The 15,489-nt window shown below is 53.2% G+C and carries 12 protein-coding genes and 1 pseudogene; 9 read left to right on the forward strand and 4 right to left on the reverse strand.

Annotated features, from left to right (window positions below; translation table 11 throughout):
* Positions 1 to 12: 12 nt before the first annotated feature.
* Positions 13 to 960 (forward strand): diacylglycerol/lipid kinase family protein, encoded by a 948-nt coding sequence (locus tag TH30_RS15135; RefSeq protein ID WP_114098933.1) that lies wholly within the window; start codon positions 13 to 15, stop codon positions 958 to 960.
* Positions 961 to 1,050: 90 nt separating this feature from the next.
* Here the strand turns inward: TH30_RS15135 and TH30_RS15140 are convergent, their stop codons facing one another.
* On the reverse strand, positions 1,051 to 4,077 hold the full coding sequence (locus tag TH30_RS15140) for an aminotransferase class III-fold pyridoxal phosphate-dependent enzyme (RefSeq protein WP_181850318.1): 3,027 nt from the start codon (positions 4,075 to 4,077) through the stop codon (positions 1,051 to 1,053).
* A gap of 143 nt (positions 4,078 to 4,220) precedes the next feature.
* Between TH30_RS15140 and TH30_RS15145 the strand changes: the two genes are divergently transcribed.
* Both TH30_RS15145 and TH30_RS15150 read left to right on the forward strand, forming a co-directional pair.
* The gene (locus TH30_RS15145) at positions 4,221 to 4,646 is read left to right on the forward strand and encodes an Lrp/AsnC family transcriptional regulator (RefSeq protein ID WP_181850320.1); all 426 of its coding nucleotides are present in this window, start codon (positions 4,221 to 4,223) and stop codon (positions 4,644 to 4,646) included.
* Between the two features lie 229 nt (positions 4,647 to 4,875).
* Entirely contained in the window at positions 4,876 to 6,939 is a 2,064-nt protein-coding gene (locus tag TH30_RS15150) for a HAMP domain-containing methyl-accepting chemotaxis protein (RefSeq protein ID WP_114098936.1), read from the forward strand.
* Between the two features lie 104 nt (positions 6,940 to 7,043).
* Here the strand turns inward: TH30_RS15150 and TH30_RS15155 are convergent, their stop codons facing one another.
* Positions 7,044 to 8,393 carry a TldD/PmbA family protein gene (locus tag TH30_RS15155; protein ID WP_114098937.1) on the reverse strand — a complete coding sequence of 450 codons (1,350 nt, stop codon included), beginning with the start codon at positions 8,391 to 8,393 and terminating at the stop codon, positions 7,044 to 7,046.
* A gap of 246 nt (positions 8,394 to 8,639) precedes the next feature.
* On the opposite strand from TH30_RS15155, the gene TH30_RS15160 reads away from it, so the two are divergent.
* From TH30_RS15160 to TH30_RS15170, 3 genes and pseudogenes are all read left to right on the forward strand, one after another.
* Positions 8,640 to 9,227: a hypothetical protein gene (locus TH30_RS15160; RefSeq protein WP_114098938.1), complete on the forward strand. Its 588-nt coding sequence runs from the start codon at positions 8,640 to 8,642 to the stop codon at positions 9,225 to 9,227.
* 31 nt (positions 9,228 to 9,258) lie between these two features.
* Positions 9,259 to 9,516 (forward strand): type II toxin-antitoxin system CcdA family antitoxin, encoded by a 258-nt coding sequence (locus TH30_RS15165; RefSeq protein ID WP_258548744.1) that lies wholly within the window; start codon positions 9,259 to 9,261, stop codon positions 9,514 to 9,516.
* A pseudogene (locus TH30_RS15170) lies at positions 9,516 to 9,806 on the forward strand (CcdB family protein). Before TH30_RS15165 ends, TH30_RS15170 begins: the two are co-directional and overlap by 1 nt.
* 3 nt (positions 9,807 to 9,809) lie before the next feature.
* On the opposite strand, the gene TH30_RS15175 reads toward TH30_RS15170, so the two are convergent.
* Positions 9,810 to 11,336 carry a UbiD family decarboxylase gene (locus tag TH30_RS15175; RefSeq protein ID WP_114099043.1) on the reverse strand — a complete coding sequence of 509 codons (1,527 nt, stop codon included), beginning with the start codon at positions 11,334 to 11,336 and terminating at the stop codon, positions 9,810 to 9,812.
* Between the two features lie 253 nt (positions 11,337 to 11,589).
* Between TH30_RS15175 and TH30_RS15180 the strand changes: the two genes are divergently transcribed.
* The 3 genes from TH30_RS15180 (at position 11,590) to TH30_RS15190 (ending at position 14,716) form a co-directional block, all read left to right on the forward strand.
* Positions 11,590 to 11,946 (forward strand): DUF4170 domain-containing protein, encoded by a 357-nt coding sequence (locus tag TH30_RS15180; RefSeq protein WP_114099044.1) that lies wholly within the window; start codon positions 11,590 to 11,592, stop codon positions 11,944 to 11,946.
* Positions 11,947 to 11,963: 17 nt separating this feature from the next.
* Positions 11,964 to 12,737, forward strand: coding sequence for a hypothetical protein (locus TH30_RS15185; RefSeq protein ID WP_114098939.1), 774 nt, complete (start codon positions 11,964 to 11,966; stop codon positions 12,735 to 12,737).
* Between the two features lie 281 nt (positions 12,738 to 13,018).
* Entirely contained in the window at positions 13,019 to 14,716 is a 1,698-nt protein-coding gene (locus tag TH30_RS15190) for a methyl-accepting chemotaxis protein (protein WP_114098940.1), read from the forward strand.
* Positions 14,717 to 14,723: 7 nt separating this feature from the next.
* Here TH30_RS15190 and TH30_RS15195 read toward each other — a convergent pair whose 3' ends face one another.
* Positions 14,724 to 15,440 carry a class I SAM-dependent methyltransferase gene (locus tag TH30_RS15195; RefSeq protein ID WP_114098941.1) on the reverse strand — a complete coding sequence of 239 codons (717 nt, stop codon included), beginning with the start codon at positions 15,438 to 15,440 and terminating at the stop codon, positions 14,724 to 14,726.
* Between the last annotated feature and the right edge of the window lie 49 nt (positions 15,441 to 15,489).

The following is a 15,489-nucleotide window of genomic DNA, read 5'->3' on the forward strand; positions in this document are numbered from 1 at the left end:
AGTATGTTCTGAATGGCTCATGCCGATGTAACTGTGATCTTTAATCCGCGTGCGGGCGGCAATAAACAGCGATTCCTGTCGAATATTTTGCAGCACGCGGGGATCAAGGTTGAATTGTTACAGACCACCCATCCGGGCCATGCACGCGAGCTGGCCCGCAAGGTGCGCGCCCATCAGCGGCTGTTTGTTGCGGGTGGCGACGGATCACTGAACGAAGCACTTAACGGCTTGCTTGACGCCCAGATCGAGGGACATGAAGTCCCGCCACTTGGGGTGATCCCGCTGGGGACCGCAAATGTTCTGGCCGTCGAGGTTGGTCTGGAGCGCAAGGCAAAGGCGATTGCCGACTATATCAACAATCCCGGTCAGGTCTGGATACGTCCGGGGCTGGTCAATGGACGGGCGTTCTTCCTGATGGTTGGCATGGGGGCAGACGCCGATACGGTTGCCAATGTATCGCTTAAGCTCAAACGCCTGATCGGCAAGGGGGCCTATGTCCTTGAAGGTCTGCGCAACATCATCTTTCCACATCACCGGGATTTTGAAGTCAATATCGGGCGGGAAAACTATCGCGTGGCCGGCGTGGTTGTTACCCATGCCCAACATTATGGTGGCGAGTTCATTATTTCCCCATCCGCCAAGCTGACCGATAACGGTTTTGACGTGGTGCTGATGCCTGGCAACGGTATTGGTGCGCTGTCGCGATACGGGCTGGCACTTACACTTAACCGGTTACACGAACAAAGTGATGTTTCGGTTGTGCGTACAGAACGGGTCACCATCACCAGTCATTGTGGGCCAGCGCCAATGCAAATTGATGGTGAAAGTGCCGGAAAGCTTCCTTGCGAAATCAGTTTGTCGCCTTATCCGGTGCGTCTGATGGTGCCGCAAGCCTATGCACGCGCTGCTGGTGGTATGGTCGATTCAGGCAATCAGCCCCTTCAACTGACCAAGGCTTAAGCCAACAAAGCGGGGACACAGAATTGACGCATCCCGGCCATTGATCGCCGGGATGCTTTTTTATTTGTTGTTCAGATCACCTTGCCGTTGTCAGGGGGTGACGAGGGCCAGACATTCCTCGAAATTGCCGAGGAACGTGTTGGCGTCATCAAGGTCAAAGGTGATTGGTGGCTTTATCTTGATGACATTGTCCATCGGGCCGTCGGTCGAAATCAGGATGTTGCGATCCTTCATCATATTGGCAATCTGCCCGGCCTTTTCGGTTGCCGGTTCCTTTGTTTCAAGGTTGTGTACCAGTTCGATCCCGATGAACAGACCGGCACCGCGAACTTCGCCGATCAACGGATTTCTTGCCGCAATTTCGCGCAATCTTGCCATCATATGATCGCCGACAATGCGTGCATTCGCCTGAAGACGTTCATCACGGATAACATGCAAAACTTCACGCCCGATGGCACATGACACCGGATTGCCGCCAAAGGTGTTGAAATATTCCATGCCGTTGTAAAACGCATTTGCGACCTCGCGGGTGGTAATCACCGCACCAAGCGGATGGCCATTGCCAATCGGTTTGCCCAGCGTGACGATATCGGGCACCACGTCTTGCAGTTCAAAGCCCCACATGTGGCTTCCGACGCGACCAAAACCGACCTGGACTTCATCGGCAATGCACAGACCGCCGGATGCACGAACGGCCGCGTAGATGTGTTTGAGATAACCGTCAGGCAAGAAGATCTGCCCGCCACATCCAAGAACAGATTCCGCGATGAAAGCAGCAGGCGGGCGGCCTTCGGCCTCAAACGCGCGAAGCTGATCAATCGCCAGATCGGCGTATTTCCTGCCGCATTCGGGATCATCGGAACGGATCGGTCCGCGGAACCCGTCGGGCATCGGACAGATTTTGACATGATCCGGGCATCCCTTGCCGCCCTTGCGATTGAACTTATAGGGGCTGAGATCAATGAGCGACGTCAGGTTACCGTGATAGGCATGATCAACAATCAGCATTTCGCGGCGACCGCTATAGGCCTGTGCAAGACGGAGGGCCAGATCATTGGCTTCACTGCCCGAATTGACAAAGAAACAGACCGAAAGCGGATCGGGGAAGGTTGCGACCAGTTCGTTTGCATAATTGACGATATTGTCATGCAGATAACGGGTGTTGGTATTGAGTTCGGCAGCCTGTCTGGCAGCAGCAGCGACCACACGCGGATGCGAATGGCCGATATGGCAGACGTTATTGACCATATCGAGGTATTTTTCCCCGGTATCGGTATAAAGATACTGGCCTGCACCACGGACCATCTTGAGTGGTTTTTTGTATGAAATACTAAGGTTCGGGCCAAGATGACGACTGCGTTCGGCGGTGATTTTTGCCGGTGCCCGTTCCACGATATCCTGGCAATCAATCGCCATGCCGAGCATCAGGTTCGGGTTGGGGCAGATGCTGCTCCAGACATTGGCCTCACTCGCGGCGGCGACCCCGCAGATATCTGCCCCCATACCGACCAGATCGACCATGATCTGGAAATGCAAATGTGGTGCCCAGTTTCCATTTTCCGGATAGGGCCCGACATAACCGACCAGTTCGCCTTTGCGCACGGTTTTGCCAACCGGACTGACGGGCAGTGACGTCCGGCTGAGATGGCCGTATTTGGTATAGAAAGTCAGCCCGCACGATGTCTTGTGTTCAAGAATGATGATCGGGCCATAGTCAAAATCGCGCGCGTTGTCGTTTGAAACGACAACCACACCGTCAAGCGGCGCAAAAAGCGGTGTCTGATCGGGAACAAACAGGTCAATGCCAAGATGCAGGCTGCGCCACTCGCCCCTGGTTGCGGTCTCGAAGAATGGCCCCTGATAGACTTTGCGGTTTTCAAGGTACTTGCCAACGCCCACCTCGGCATTGGCGGCATCCATCGCGGCAAAGATGGCATCGGTAACAATGTTGGCAGGGCGGAGTTTGCCGTCCGGATCGAGGGACAGTCCGTTCAGATCAACTATATGCAGGTTCGACGCATCCATGGATTGCGGGATAACCGGACCGATCTGATCGGCATTGACCGTCAACCAGTTCACCACCTTGCGTGATCCGGGGCAGGGTTCCCAGCCACAGGCATCGCGGAAGCGGTAATGGGCGATGGCCGGATTGAGTTTTGCCATCCTGGCCAGAAGGTCGTTCACACCGGCCTGACTGATCAGAAGATAGTCGTTGTCGGGTTCCTTGGCATATTGCTGGGCCGCCATGCAGGCACTTTGGGCCAAACGGCAGGCAATCAGATCATAAAGAATGGCGACTTCATCCTCGCCAAGCGGGTTTACCCGGTGATAGGCAGTGATAATGTCAACAGCACAGGCGAGCGGATCTGGCTGATCCATCATCGCATAGGCAAGTGCGACCGCCAGATTGCAAATGCGATGGGTTTCGATGAAGTCCCCGAAATCAATCAGGCCATTGATGGTCAGGTTTCCATCGACCAGCAGATTATAGTCATTGGCATCATTGTGAATGACCTGACGCGGTGTTTTGGCAAGTTTTTCGGCGATGCCGTGATCGAAGCGGTCGAGAATGTCTGTCACACATGCACGCACATCGTCATCGCCAATCAGATCAGAAAATTCGCGATGTTTTGATGTCTGGGCGATATCCCAAAGGAAATCGCGATGGGCTGCCGGATGATCGAATTCTTTCATGCAGGCATCCAGACGGCCAAGCAGGGTTCCGATCTGGGCAAAATCAAGGTCGTGGGATTCCCGTGCCTTAGCCCAGACAGTGCCGTCAATCCAGTTCAATGTCCTTAGGAGACGCCGGTTGCCATCGTCATCGGTGATTGGGGTGGTGGTGCTACCTGCTTTGGATAGAAGTAATTGCGGTACCGGAAACCCGCCAATCCGGGCGATGTGATCAAGAACCTGATCCTGAGCCGCAAGCCAGTCCTGATCCGTACCCGGTGCATAAATCTTGAAGATGAACTGTGTACCGTCTTCGCAGGTCATATGAAAATTCAAATCCCGCTCGCCGGGCAGGCGAATGGCCGTGGCGGCAAGGTTGAAATGCTGAGCGAACAGGACACAGGCTTCTTGTACGGAATAGATGTGAAAATCAGGACGGGACATGATCTGGCATTCTCGCATTGTGGCGTTGGTTGTTGATGCCAGTCTAGTTTTGTCATTTGGCCAATACTTTCGCCATTATGGCCAAAATATTGTTTTAATGGCTAACTATGTTAAGTTTGGTTCCATTCAACACCGGGGGCCAAATGCGTCATCTTGATGATACCGACCAGAAGATATTACAGGTCCTGCGGGCCAATGGCCGCGAAAGTCTTAAGGGGATTGCTGCCAAGACCGGTCTGGCGCGGTCCACAATCCGGTATCGGCTTGAAAAGCTTGAGTCGGAACGGGTGATTTCCGGCTATGAAGTCAAAATCAATCCCGGTTCGGAAGCCGGGTTGTCGGCATTTCTGTTTGTGCGTTTAAAACATACGCCGGCACATGAAGTTATACGCCATTTGTCCGGGTATTCAGAAGTTCGCGGGTGTTTCTCGCTGGCGGGGGATCCGGACCTGATTGTGGATGTCAGGGTCGATAATAGCGAACGGCTCAACGCGCTTCGTGATGCGCTGGCGTTGTTGCCAGCCTGTGCAGAGGTCAAGACATCAATTGTCCTTAAACAGGAAATCTGAACCGGCCAAGCCGACAGAGTTCATTCCAGGTATCTGTAAGGACAGAGAGGCGTAGCGCTTCAACAGGTTTATTCTACCTTTCCTTGTAATTTCCTCACTGCCACCAAACCTTTACTGTAATTGGTAATATTATAATTCCAATATGTGCGTAATGAACTCCCTATATGGGGATGAACGCAACGTTCAAGTGCAGATACCCTGATGTGCAAAGCGATCATGGTGTCCTGCCATGAGCACGGAGGGTATGATGGTGTCGCGTGTTTCTTCCGCATCGAATGGATCGTTTTTTGCGAATTTGGGTGTCAAAACCAAGATTCTTTCGGGCTTTTCAGCCGTCCTGATCATTCTGGTCTCGGCATTGGCCTTTGCCTATTACAGCTTTACCCGGGTTGCACATGATGTTGATGAATACGCCCTGCGCGTAGAAGAGGCAGGTCTTGTCGCCCAGATTGAAACCAGATTCCTGCGTTTTAAAAGTCATGCCCAGGAATTTGCCAGTACAGCCAGTGCACAGGATGCGGAACAGGTTTTCCTGATCGCAGACGAAATTCGTCCGATCCTTGATCAGGCGTTGCAACGCTTTGATTCCGAAGAACATCGTGCGCGCATTTCCAACATCTCAACCGCGCTTGATCGCTATATGCATGACTTTGAAAAGGTCCGTGATCTCAGCGATGAATATCATGAGATGATTGTCGAACGTCTTGAGCCCGACGGGATCAAGGTCGTTTCGGATATTAATGCCCTGATTGCGCGGGCCGAAAACAACCAGAATATCGATACCCTGAAAAAAGCGGTGGCGGCGCGCGAGCATGCCCTGCTGGCGCGGCTTTATGCGAATATTCTGATTGGTCGACAGGATGACAGTTTTGGCGAAAAAGCAGCCAGTGAATTCGGATTACTCAAGACCGGCCTGCTGGAACTTGATCAGACCGTCCCGGATGCTGAAGACAAAAAGACCCTGTCCGAAGTCATGACACTGTTTGATGATTACCGCGAAGCCTTTGACAAGATCCGTTCCAACGAACTGATCATTATGGACACCGTTAACGGTGACATGGAGCAGGCATCCAATATTCTTCTGTCCGAAACAGCCGACCTGATGACGGAATTTACAACAAGCGAGCATACGATTTTTGAACGGGTCATTCATGAAATCGAACTGGCCGAAATTGAAATTCTGATCGCGTCTCTGGTGGGGATGGGGCTGGGAATTGCGATTGCGATGTTGATCGGGGATCGTCTTTCGAAACCGATTGTTGCGATCACGGCGCTCATGCGCAAACTGGCGGATCACGATCTGAGTGTGAATATCCCGTGGCAGGGACGTCGCGATGAAATCGGGCAAATGGCCGGTGCCGTACAGGTGTTCAAGGAAAACGCCATCCGTAATGACGAACTTGAAGCCAAGGCCATCGAAGACGAAAAGCGCGCCAAGGAAGCCCAGCGTCTTTTCATGAACCAGACGGCCGATACCTTCAATGCCGATGTCGGGCAGATCATTGAAACGGTTGCCGCAGCTGCTGTCGAGTTGCAGGCGACCGCAGACAGCATGTCGCGTCTGGCAAGTTCGGCCTCGGAACAGACCGTGGCCGTTGCGTCGGCGACCGAACAGGCAAGCGGTAATGTGCATTCGGTGGCGTCGGCGACCGAGGAGCTCAACACTTCGATCGAAGAGATCAACCGTCAGGTTGTTCATTCATCCGAAGTCGCCCGCAATGCAGTTGACGAGGTCACGAAAACCAAGGCTGATCTCAAAGAACTGGTCGATGCGTCCGAGAATATTTCAAATGTGTTGAAACTGATTTCCGACATTGCGGACCAGACCAACATGCTTGCGCTTAATGCGACCATCGAGGCCGCGCGTGCGGGGGATGCCGGTCGCGGATTTGCCGTTGTCGCCAACGAGGTCAAAAACCTTTCGGACCAGACCGCAAAGGCGACCGAGGAAATCACCCGTTATGTCGCAAACCTTCAGACGCGTACCGGAAGTGCGGTCAGTCAGGTCGATGCGGTTGGTAAAACAGTCACGGACATGGAAGCCATCATCGCAACCATCTCCTCTGCTATTGAGGAACAGACTGCCGCGACGCGCGAAATCGCCTTTAACGTTGAACAGGCGGCAACGGGTACGACCGTTGTGAGTTCCAACATCGCAACCGTAAGCTCGGCCGTGAATGAGGCCGGAACGGCATCCGGTGATGTGTTGCGTGCGGTCGGCATGCTTTCGGAAAACTTCACGACGCTTAAGGGCGCAACGGATCATTTCGTCAGCACCATCAGGACTGCGTGATATCGGTTGCCCACCGGGTGTGTAAAATCGGCCATATGAAATGAAAGACGCCCGGTTTGGTTTGAACCGGGCGTCTTTTAATTCGTCTGATGATGTGATTGCGGCTACTGACCGGCCAGCGTCAAGCCATCAATGCGCAATGTCGGCGCGTTGGTGCCATATTTGAAGGTCAGGTCATTGGCGGGAACGGCTGTCCTGAACATATCCTTGAGGTTCCCGGCAACGGTGATTTCCGAGACCGGATAGGCAAGTTCGCCATTCTCGATCCAGAAGCCCGATGCGCCACGCGAATAATCGCCGGTGACACCGTTGATGCTGCTTCCGATCATGTCGGTGATATAGAGGCCCGATTTGATATCCTTGATCATGTCCTCGGGCGAAATGGTGCCTGCTTCCATGTAAAGGTTCGTGGTCGACGGGCCCGGCAGGCTTCCCGCACCACGCGATGCATGACCGGTCGATTTCAGGCCCAACTGACGGGCCGAACGCAGATCCATGATCCAGGTTTTCAGAACGCCATTTTCAATCAGATACCGTTTCTGGTTGGCGACACCTTCGGCGTCAAACGGCTTTGATCGCAGGCCGCGCACCCGGTGCGGGTCATCAACGATGTTGATATGCGGGGCAAAGATTTCCTTGTCCATGGCGTCAAGCAGGAAGCTGGTACCGCGCGCAATGCCCGAACCGTTGATTGCACCGGACAGGTGCCCGACGATGGAGGACGAAACACGCGGGTCATAAATGACCGGGACCTGTGTGCTTTTGACTTTGCGCGGGTTCAGTCGACGCAAGGTTTTTTGAGCAGCTTTAAGGCCGATATCGGCCGGATCGCGCAAGTCGGTCGAAAAGACCGCGCTGTCATAATCATAATCGCGTTCCATCGCCGTGCCGGTTCCTGCCAGAACCGAAACCGAAATATGGCTTCCTGACCCGGCATAGGAATTGGCAAAGCCATTGGTCGCAGCAAGGGTGATCTGATGACGTCCCCAACCGGCGTCGGCACCTTCGGAATTGGTGATGCCTTCGACCGAACGTGCGGCTTCTTCACAGGCGGTAGCCCATTCGATCAGTTTTGCCTGATCGACTTCGCCCGGTTCACACAGTTCAAGGGCTTCTACATTAAAGGTCTCGGCAAGTTCGGACGGATCGGCAATCCCGCAATAGGGATCTTCGGGCGCGTTTTTCGCCATTGCTACAGCACGTTCGACCAGTTCGGAAAGTGCCGCATCACTTGTATCGGATGACGAGACAACAGCCTGTTGCTTGCCGATCAGAACGCGCAGGCCAAGATCGGCCCCTTCGGAGCGTTCAAGCTTTTCCATCTTGCCAAGACGCTGGGCAACTGAAAGCGACGTTCCTTCGACATAGACGGCATCTGCGTCATCGGCACCGGCTTTCTTGGCGCTTTTGAGCAGATCATTGATGCGATCAAGTGTCATGTCGGTCTTGGGCATGGAAGCTCCCTTATATCGGAATGTATCTATGGGCTAGTTATAGGGGGCAGGGACGCATTCGCAAAGAGCAGAAACAAAAAGACCGTGTCGCGTCTGTGCATCCTGACACCTCTGTTCAGAGGTGGCTTGAAACCGGCCACCGGGCAAGGGTGCGGTGGCTCTGTTTTCCGGGATTTATCTGCTATAGTGCGGAAAACAGATGATAATTGGCGGGTATGATCGCCAGACAAACGGGATCGGACACTGATGCGCACTATTATGGTTGGCCTGATTGCAGGTGGCTTGTTCGTCGGGTTTGGCAATCCGTCATTCGCCGATAATCAGGATCAGACAAACGGGCCTGATGAAAACGGTGTCTGGGAACTCAATGCCGATGGCAAGGCTGATCCGGTATCAACAGCTCAGCTTTACGCCGAGATGCGCTTTCAGGGCGGGCAATATGCACGTAACTATCGTCATCAGATGCTGACAGGTGATTTTACCTGTGACGATGTTGTCGACCGGATTGCAGGATGGGTTGATCTTGATAGCCCCGAAGGTCCGAAATTTGCCATGCTGTTTGTGACCAACCATGGTGGCAAGGCGCAAAGCGAAATCCATTACCTGCCGTTTGAACAATCCGAACAGTTTGCACTTTGTATCCATGATGAAACTGCCCCGCCCGTCATGAGCTGGCAGGAAAACAGCACAGAATTTATGGAAGAAGTCATCGGATCGAAAGACAGCTGCAACTTCGCCATCCGGGTTGATGATTTCATGTGCGATGCGCCGCAATTCTTCTATTCGGAGAAGCCCGCCGATAATGGCGATCACTGGTTCTTTTTCCGAAATTGAGGCGAATGAGAAAAGTTGATAGAACGTGCGCATGAAAGGTCGGTCAATGGCGGGCGTGAACGCAGCGGCACTTCGTAAGGCGACCAATATCAGCATTGATGTGGAATTGCTGGCAGAAGCCAAAAGCCTTGGAATTAATATCTCGCGGACGGCAGAGCAGGGGCTGCGTGAGGCGGTTGTCAAGAAGCGGGCCGAACAGTGGCGCGCGCAAAACAAGGCTGCACTTGAAGCCAGTAATGCCTTTGTTGAAGAACAGGGTATTCCGCTTTCTACACATCGGAAATTCTGATGGCAAAGGGCGATATCTATCGGTTTGAGGCGGGATATGTCGTTGATGTGCAGTCTGATCTTTTATCAGACCTGAAAACTCGCGTCGTTGTCCCTCTGCGGCTCAAATCCGAATATGCAATCCCGGCGTAACGGTTAAATCCGGTTATCAGGATTGAGAGCAATGAGTGGGTTTTACTGCCGCAATTTATTGCAACGGTCAGTCTCGCAGAGTTTGGCGAAAAGGTTGGTGAGTTTGAAGACAGCTTCGCCCTCACCAACGCATTGGATATGGTGTTCCACGGGATCTAGCGATCAGTCCCGCCAGATTTTTTTGCCCGATCCGGGAAGGCCATAGCGTTCCCATTTCTGATCCACCCGGTCGATAATCTCGTCATCCATATAGATTTTTTCACCCCATTCCCGGTTGGTTTCGCCCGGGAACTTGTTGGTGGCATCAAGGCCAAGCTTGCCGCCAAGGCCGCTGACCGGGGATGCGAAATCAAGATAATCAATCGGGGTGTCGGTCACCGTGGTGATGTCACGCACCGGATCCATCCGGGTCGAGATTGCCCACATGACGTCTTTCCAGTCGCGCACATCAATGTCGTCATCCACGACAATGACGAATTTGGTGTACATGAACTGACGCAGGAATGACCAAACACCCATCATCACGCGCTTGGCGTGACCGGCATAGGCCTTTTTCATCGACACCACGGCAATGCGATAGCTGCATCCTTCGGGCGGCAGCCAGAAATCAACGATTTCGGGGAATTGCTGTTGCAGAAGCGGCACGAACACGTCGTTGAGTGCCTCGCCCAGAACTGACGGTTCATCTGGCGGACGACCGGTAAAGGTCGACAGATAGATCGGGTCCTTGCGCATGGTTATGGCGGTGATGGTAAAGACCGGGAAGTCCTCGACCGAGTTATAATAACCGGTGTGATCGCCGTATGGCCCTTCGGGTGCATATTCGTCGAGCGAGACATAGCCTTCAAGCACGATCTCGGCCGTTGCCGGAACCTTGAGCGGGACGGTCTTGCAATCAACCAGCTCGACTTTTTCGCCGCGCAGAAGACCGGCGAACTGATATTCCGAAAGGGTATCGGGAACCGGGGTCACAGCGGCAAGGATGGTGCCAGGATCAGCACCGAGAACAATCGCGGCCGGAAGCGGATCACGCTTTTCCTTTTTCCAGCGCGCATGATGCTGCGCCCCGCCGCGATGTTTCAGCCAGCGCATGATCGCCTTGTTCTTGCCAAGCACCTGCATGCGATAGATGCCAAGGTTAAAGACATCGCGCTTGTCACCACCTTTTTCCCCGGCGGTGGGGCCTTGGGTCACCACCAGTGGCCAGGTAATCAGCGGGGCGGGTTCGCCCGGCCAGCAGGACTGCACCGGAATTTTCGACAGATCAATGTCATCACCCTGAAGAACGACTTCCTGACACGGTGCCTTGGAAACCGTTTTGGGTTTCATCGCCATGACGGTCTTGGCCAGTGGCAGCATCGAAAATGCTTCGCGGATGCTTGCGGGTGGTTCGGGCTGTTTGAGGAAGGCTAGCGTTTCACCGACTTCGCGCAGTTCTTCGGGTTTGCGGTTCATGCCTGCCGCCACCCGGTCAACCGTGCCAAACAGATTGACCAGAACCGGCATGTCATATTTTTTGCCGTCATCTCCGACGACATTTTCAAACAGAACCGCCGGGCCACCTTCGGCAAGAAGACGGGTCTGGATTTCCGTCATTTCAAGATTGGGGGATACCGGTTCGGTGACACGGACAAGACGGCCGGTCTTTTCCAGCGCATCCATGAAGTCACGAAGGGATTGATAGGGCATGGCACCTGTCATCTGCAAAGCTTTGAAACCTGATTGTCTTCATACGCGTGGACGCGGGCTTGGACAACCTTGCTGTTGTCAAATACGCTATTTGTAAGTGGGCCGATCGCTTCCTACATGAAACCGGGATGCTGCGTTGCATAATTTTGCGGTTTTGGTTGACGCATCATTTGGTTATACATGGGCTAGAATTGAGTCGCGTGGCCCACAACGCGCGGCATGGCAACTCACCAAAAGCATGAAGGACGCACAGATGGCCAAATATTGGGTTATCGGGGGCACCTATCAGGATACCGGTTTCGACAAGCCGATTGGCGAAGAAACCAAAGTTGGTCCGTTTGGCAGCTTCGAAGACGCAGAACAGGAATGGTCCAAAATGGCCTGGCAGTCGGTGGATGACGCGAATTCGCGTTACCGCATCGAACGCCTTGAGGAATACTGGGTCGTTGGCGGTGAATATGAAAGCACCGACTTCGAAAAGCCGGTTGGCGGTTCCGAAGAACGCCATGGTCCGTTTGCCACCTTTGGCGATGCTGAAAAAGCATGGTCGAAACTGGCCTGGCAGCACGTTGATGACTGCAACTTCCGTTACCGTGTCGTTGAAGGCTAAGCCGGATCGACCGAACCATGTTTTCGATTTCTGACGCGCGGGTTGTTACCGACCCCGTATTACGCGAACAGATCGAACGGCATCCACGCGCGCAGGAACTCCTGCGCGCGTTTTTGTATCCCTATGCCGCACCCGATCATGACTTTCTGTTTGAGGGCGGGATAACCCGGCCTCTGACAGGAAACGAGGTCAGTGCGCAGATATCCGGTCGCATACCCGTTCTGGCCGTCGGGTCAAACAGGGCGCCGGTGCAACTGGCGCGGAAATTCACCCACCAAAATCTTTCAGATGTCATTCCGGTAACGCTTGGCTGGATGAAACATCACGATATTGTCTATTCGACTCATATCACCGGTTACGGTGCCATTCCGGCAACTTTGGCCCCGTCACCGGGGACGTGTGTCCGTATTGCGGTTACCTGGCTTACCCCGGCGCAACTGAGCCACATGCATCTGACCGAGTCAGTTCCAGCCCATTATCAGTATCTGCAACTTCATGGTCGGGATATTGATCTTGATTGCGGATCAGGCCCTGAACATGTCGGTATATATCAGTCATCATCAGGGTATCTTTTCGGCGATGGTCGTGTTTTTGCCCTGTCGTCAATTCGTGCGACAGGTCGACGGTATCGGGCATCTAGCCAATGGGAAATGATGGAACATGCTGCGCAGTGTGCAGGCCAGGTTTTGCGCGCTGAATTCGTGCTCAGACTGATAGATGATCCCCGGTTCAGAACAGACATTCGCGACCGCTTTATCCCAAAACAGTCTTCACTCTGTAATCCTCACTAGTCTACCCCTATATATACTTGAGAAGCATGTTTTGACATTTGGAATTGTGTCAAAGTTGGGGGTAACATCATAGAAATCAGATGCTTAAGTGAAACGTACAAAGCCGTCATCAGAACGGTAAATTCAACCGATAGATTTGAGAACGATCAGTTGGATTGAATCTTCGCACGGTATTGGAATTGCGAAGCGGTACCAGATTTTGGGTGAGATTGTTGGGAGAATTTCGGTGTTGTGTTGCGCGAGCGTGTTTTCACGTTTCGTGACCTAAGGAGACTGCATACATGTTCGGTTCGGGTTCGGGTGACAGCCATATTGTAAAGGCGATCAAACAATCGCAGGGTACGATCGAGTTTTCGCTTGATGGTCAAATAATCGATGCAAATCAGAACTTTCTGACATTGATGGGATATGAGCTTTCGGAAGTGCGTGGCAAACATCACAGCATGTTTGTCGATCCGGAATTCTCCCGAAGTGCCGAATATGCGCAATTTTGGGAACGGCTTAAAGGCGGTGAATCCTTTACAGCCGAGTTTCAGCGATTTGGCAAAGGCGGCAAGGAAGTCTGGATTCAGGCGACCTACAATTCCGTGCTGGGGGCCAACGGCAAGCCCTACAAGGTTTTCAAGATCGCAAGTGATATTACCGAGCGCAAGCTTAAGGCAGCCGACTATGCCGGGCAGATTGCAGCGATCAGCAAATCGCAGGCGGTTATCGAATTTGATCTGAATGGCAACATTCTTGATGCGAACGAGAACTTTCTGTCCACGATGGGCTATCAGCTTTCGGAAGTTCAGGGCAAGCATCACCGGATATTTGTCGATAAGGACTACGCCGACAGTCAGGAATACCGCGATTTCTGGAAGCAGCTTGCGACAGGAAAGCATCTTGCCGCCGAATATCAGCGCTATGGCAAAGGTGGCAAGGAAGTCTGGATTCAGGCCAGCTACAATCCGATCCTTGATATGGCAGGGCGGCCTTTCAAGGTCGTCAAATACGCGACCGACATCACAGCCCAAAAGCTTCAGGCTGCGAATTTTGCCGGTCAGATAGAGGCAATCCATAAATCACAGGCCGTGATTTCATTTGAAATGGACGGAACCATTCGCAATGCGAACGCCAATTTCCTGGCTGCGATGGGATATAGCTTTGATGAAGTTATTGGCAAACATCACAGCATGTTCATTGATCCCGCAGAGGCGCAAAGTTCCGAATATAAGGAATTCTGGGATTCTCTTCGCCGGGGCGAACACAAGGTCGCCGAATTCCGCCGACTGGGCAAGGGCGGTCGCGAAGTCTGGATTCAGGCAAGCTACAACCCGGTTGTCGACATGAATGGCCGTCCGATCAAGGTGGTGAAATATGCCACGGATATTACCAAGCAAATTCTTGCCCGTCGCAAAGCCAAGCAACTGGCCGAAGGATCAAGCACCAGTGCCGAGGCCGTCGCCAGCGCATCCGAGGAAATGTTGGCGGCCATTCAGGAAATCAGTGAAAGCATGCATCGCTCGCAAATTGCGATGAACGATATTGTTGCAAAAACCGAAGAAGCCAACGAGGTTCGCGCCGATCTTGAAACAACGTCTGAATCAATGGCCGGTGTTGTGCAAATCATTCGTGACCTTGCCGAGCAGGTGAACCTTCTTGCACTCAATGCAACAATCGAGGCCGCGCGTGCCGGTGAAGCAGGCAAGGGCTTTGCGGTGGTTGCTGGCGAGGTGAAAAACCTTGCCAACCAGACAGCCAAGGCAACCGACGAAATCGAAACGCAGATCGAAGCAATGATGGACATTACCAAGCGGGTGGTGGCATCCACTGCGGGTATTTCAACATCTGCGGAATCAGTAAGTGGCTATGTCGATTCAATTGCATCCGCAGTTGAGGAACAGACAAGCGTCACACAGGATATTTCGAAAAACATTCAGTTTGTCTTTAACGGCATTTCCGAACTGAATGACTGCGTAAAAAGCATCGCAAGCTGATCACGGTTCAAGCCATATTTTCCCGGTCAGGCAGTAGCTGCCAGATCCGGGTGAATTTTGTATCGGTATCCTCGACCGCAACATCGACGGGAACGTCATAGGTTTCGAGTTCGTCGATATTATGGGTCGGGGCATAGGTCCGGCCCGGATCGGCAAGGATAACACGGGTGCCAAGGCGCGCCTCGGCCATCAGCCATTGCAGAACGGCATTGGCCATGTCCTGCTGATAACAGACGTCACCGGCAAAAATCACGTCCCAGCGCTTTTCTGGTGCACTGGTGCCCACGAAGTTCTCGGTCGTGGTCGGGAAGTCGACCCCGTTGCGCTTTGCATTGAGCCGGGTCGCGGTAATCGCGACCGGATCAATATCATTTGCCAGTATCTTGGCGGCTTCGGCCATCACACAGGCAATGGCCTGCATCCCGCCACCGCAGGCAAAATCCAGCACCCGTTTGCCGCGCACCAGTTCCGGGTGATCAAGGATATAGCGCGTGATTGCCTGACCGCCGGGCCATGCAAAAGCCCAGTAGGGGGGCGGAATATCAAGCACACCAAGAATATCCTCGGTCGCTTGCCAAAGCGGGGTGATATGGGTCGCCAGATACATCTCGATTTCCGGTGCCAGCGGCACGCGTGCCGGTACGGTAAAAGTCTCGATCAGATCGGCAAATTGCGGATCGTCGACTTCCGGAACCAGGGCGTCAGCAAAGATGTTTTCGGTCATGAATTGGCTACTTTGACGGTGATCATCTGCGGGAAGTACCGGCTTTGCT

The sequence above is a fragment of the Thalassospira profundimaris genome, assembly GCF_003326795.1.
Classification (GTDB): domain Bacteria; phylum Pseudomonadota; class Alphaproteobacteria; order Rhodospirillales; family Thalassospiraceae; genus Thalassospira; species Thalassospira profundimaris_C.

Coding starts and splice junctions, on each gene's coding strand:
- TH30_RS15155 (WP_114098937.1), bottom strand. CDS start 8,393: ATGCCCAAGACCGACATGACACTTGATCGCATCAATGATCTGCTCAAA.
- TH30_RS15195 (WP_114098941.1), bottom strand. CDS start 15,440: ATGACCGAAAACATCTTTGCTGACGCCCTGGTTCCGGAAGTCGACGAT.
- TH30_RS15180 (WP_114099044.1), top strand. CDS start 11,590: ATGGCCAAATATTGGGTTATCGGGGGCACCTATCAGGATACCGGTTTC.
- TH30_RS15160 (WP_114098938.1), top strand. CDS start 8,640: ATGCGCACTATTATGGTTGGCCTGATTGCAGGTGGCTTGTTCGTCGGG.
- TH30_RS15140 (WP_181850318.1), bottom strand. CDS start 4,077: ATGTCCCGTCCTGATTTTCACATCTATTCCGTACAAGAAGCCTGTGTC.
- TH30_RS15165 (WP_258548744.1), top strand. CDS start 9,259: ATGAAAGGTCGGTCAATGGCGGGCGTGAACGCAGCGGCACTTCGTAAG.
- TH30_RS15145 (WP_181850320.1), top strand. CDS start 4,221: ATGCGTCATCTTGATGATACCGACCAGAAGATATTACAGGTCCTGCGG.
- TH30_RS15150 (WP_114098936.1), top strand. CDS start 4,876: ATGAGCACGGAGGGTATGATGGTGTCGCGTGTTTCTTCCGCATCGAAT.
- TH30_RS15135 (WP_114098933.1), top strand. CDS start 13: ATGGCTCATGCCGATGTAACTGTGATCTTTAATCCGCGTGCGGGCGGC.
- TH30_RS15175 (WP_114099043.1), bottom strand. CDS start 11,336: ATGCCCTATCAATCCCTTCGTGACTTCATGGATGCGCTGGAAAAGACC.
- TH30_RS15185 (WP_114098939.1), top strand. CDS start 11,964: ATGTTTTCGATTTCTGACGCGCGGGTTGTTACCGACCCCGTATTACGC.
- TH30_RS15190 (WP_114098940.1), top strand. CDS start 13,019: ATGTTCGGTTCGGGTTCGGGTGACAGCCATATTGTAAAGGCGATCAAA.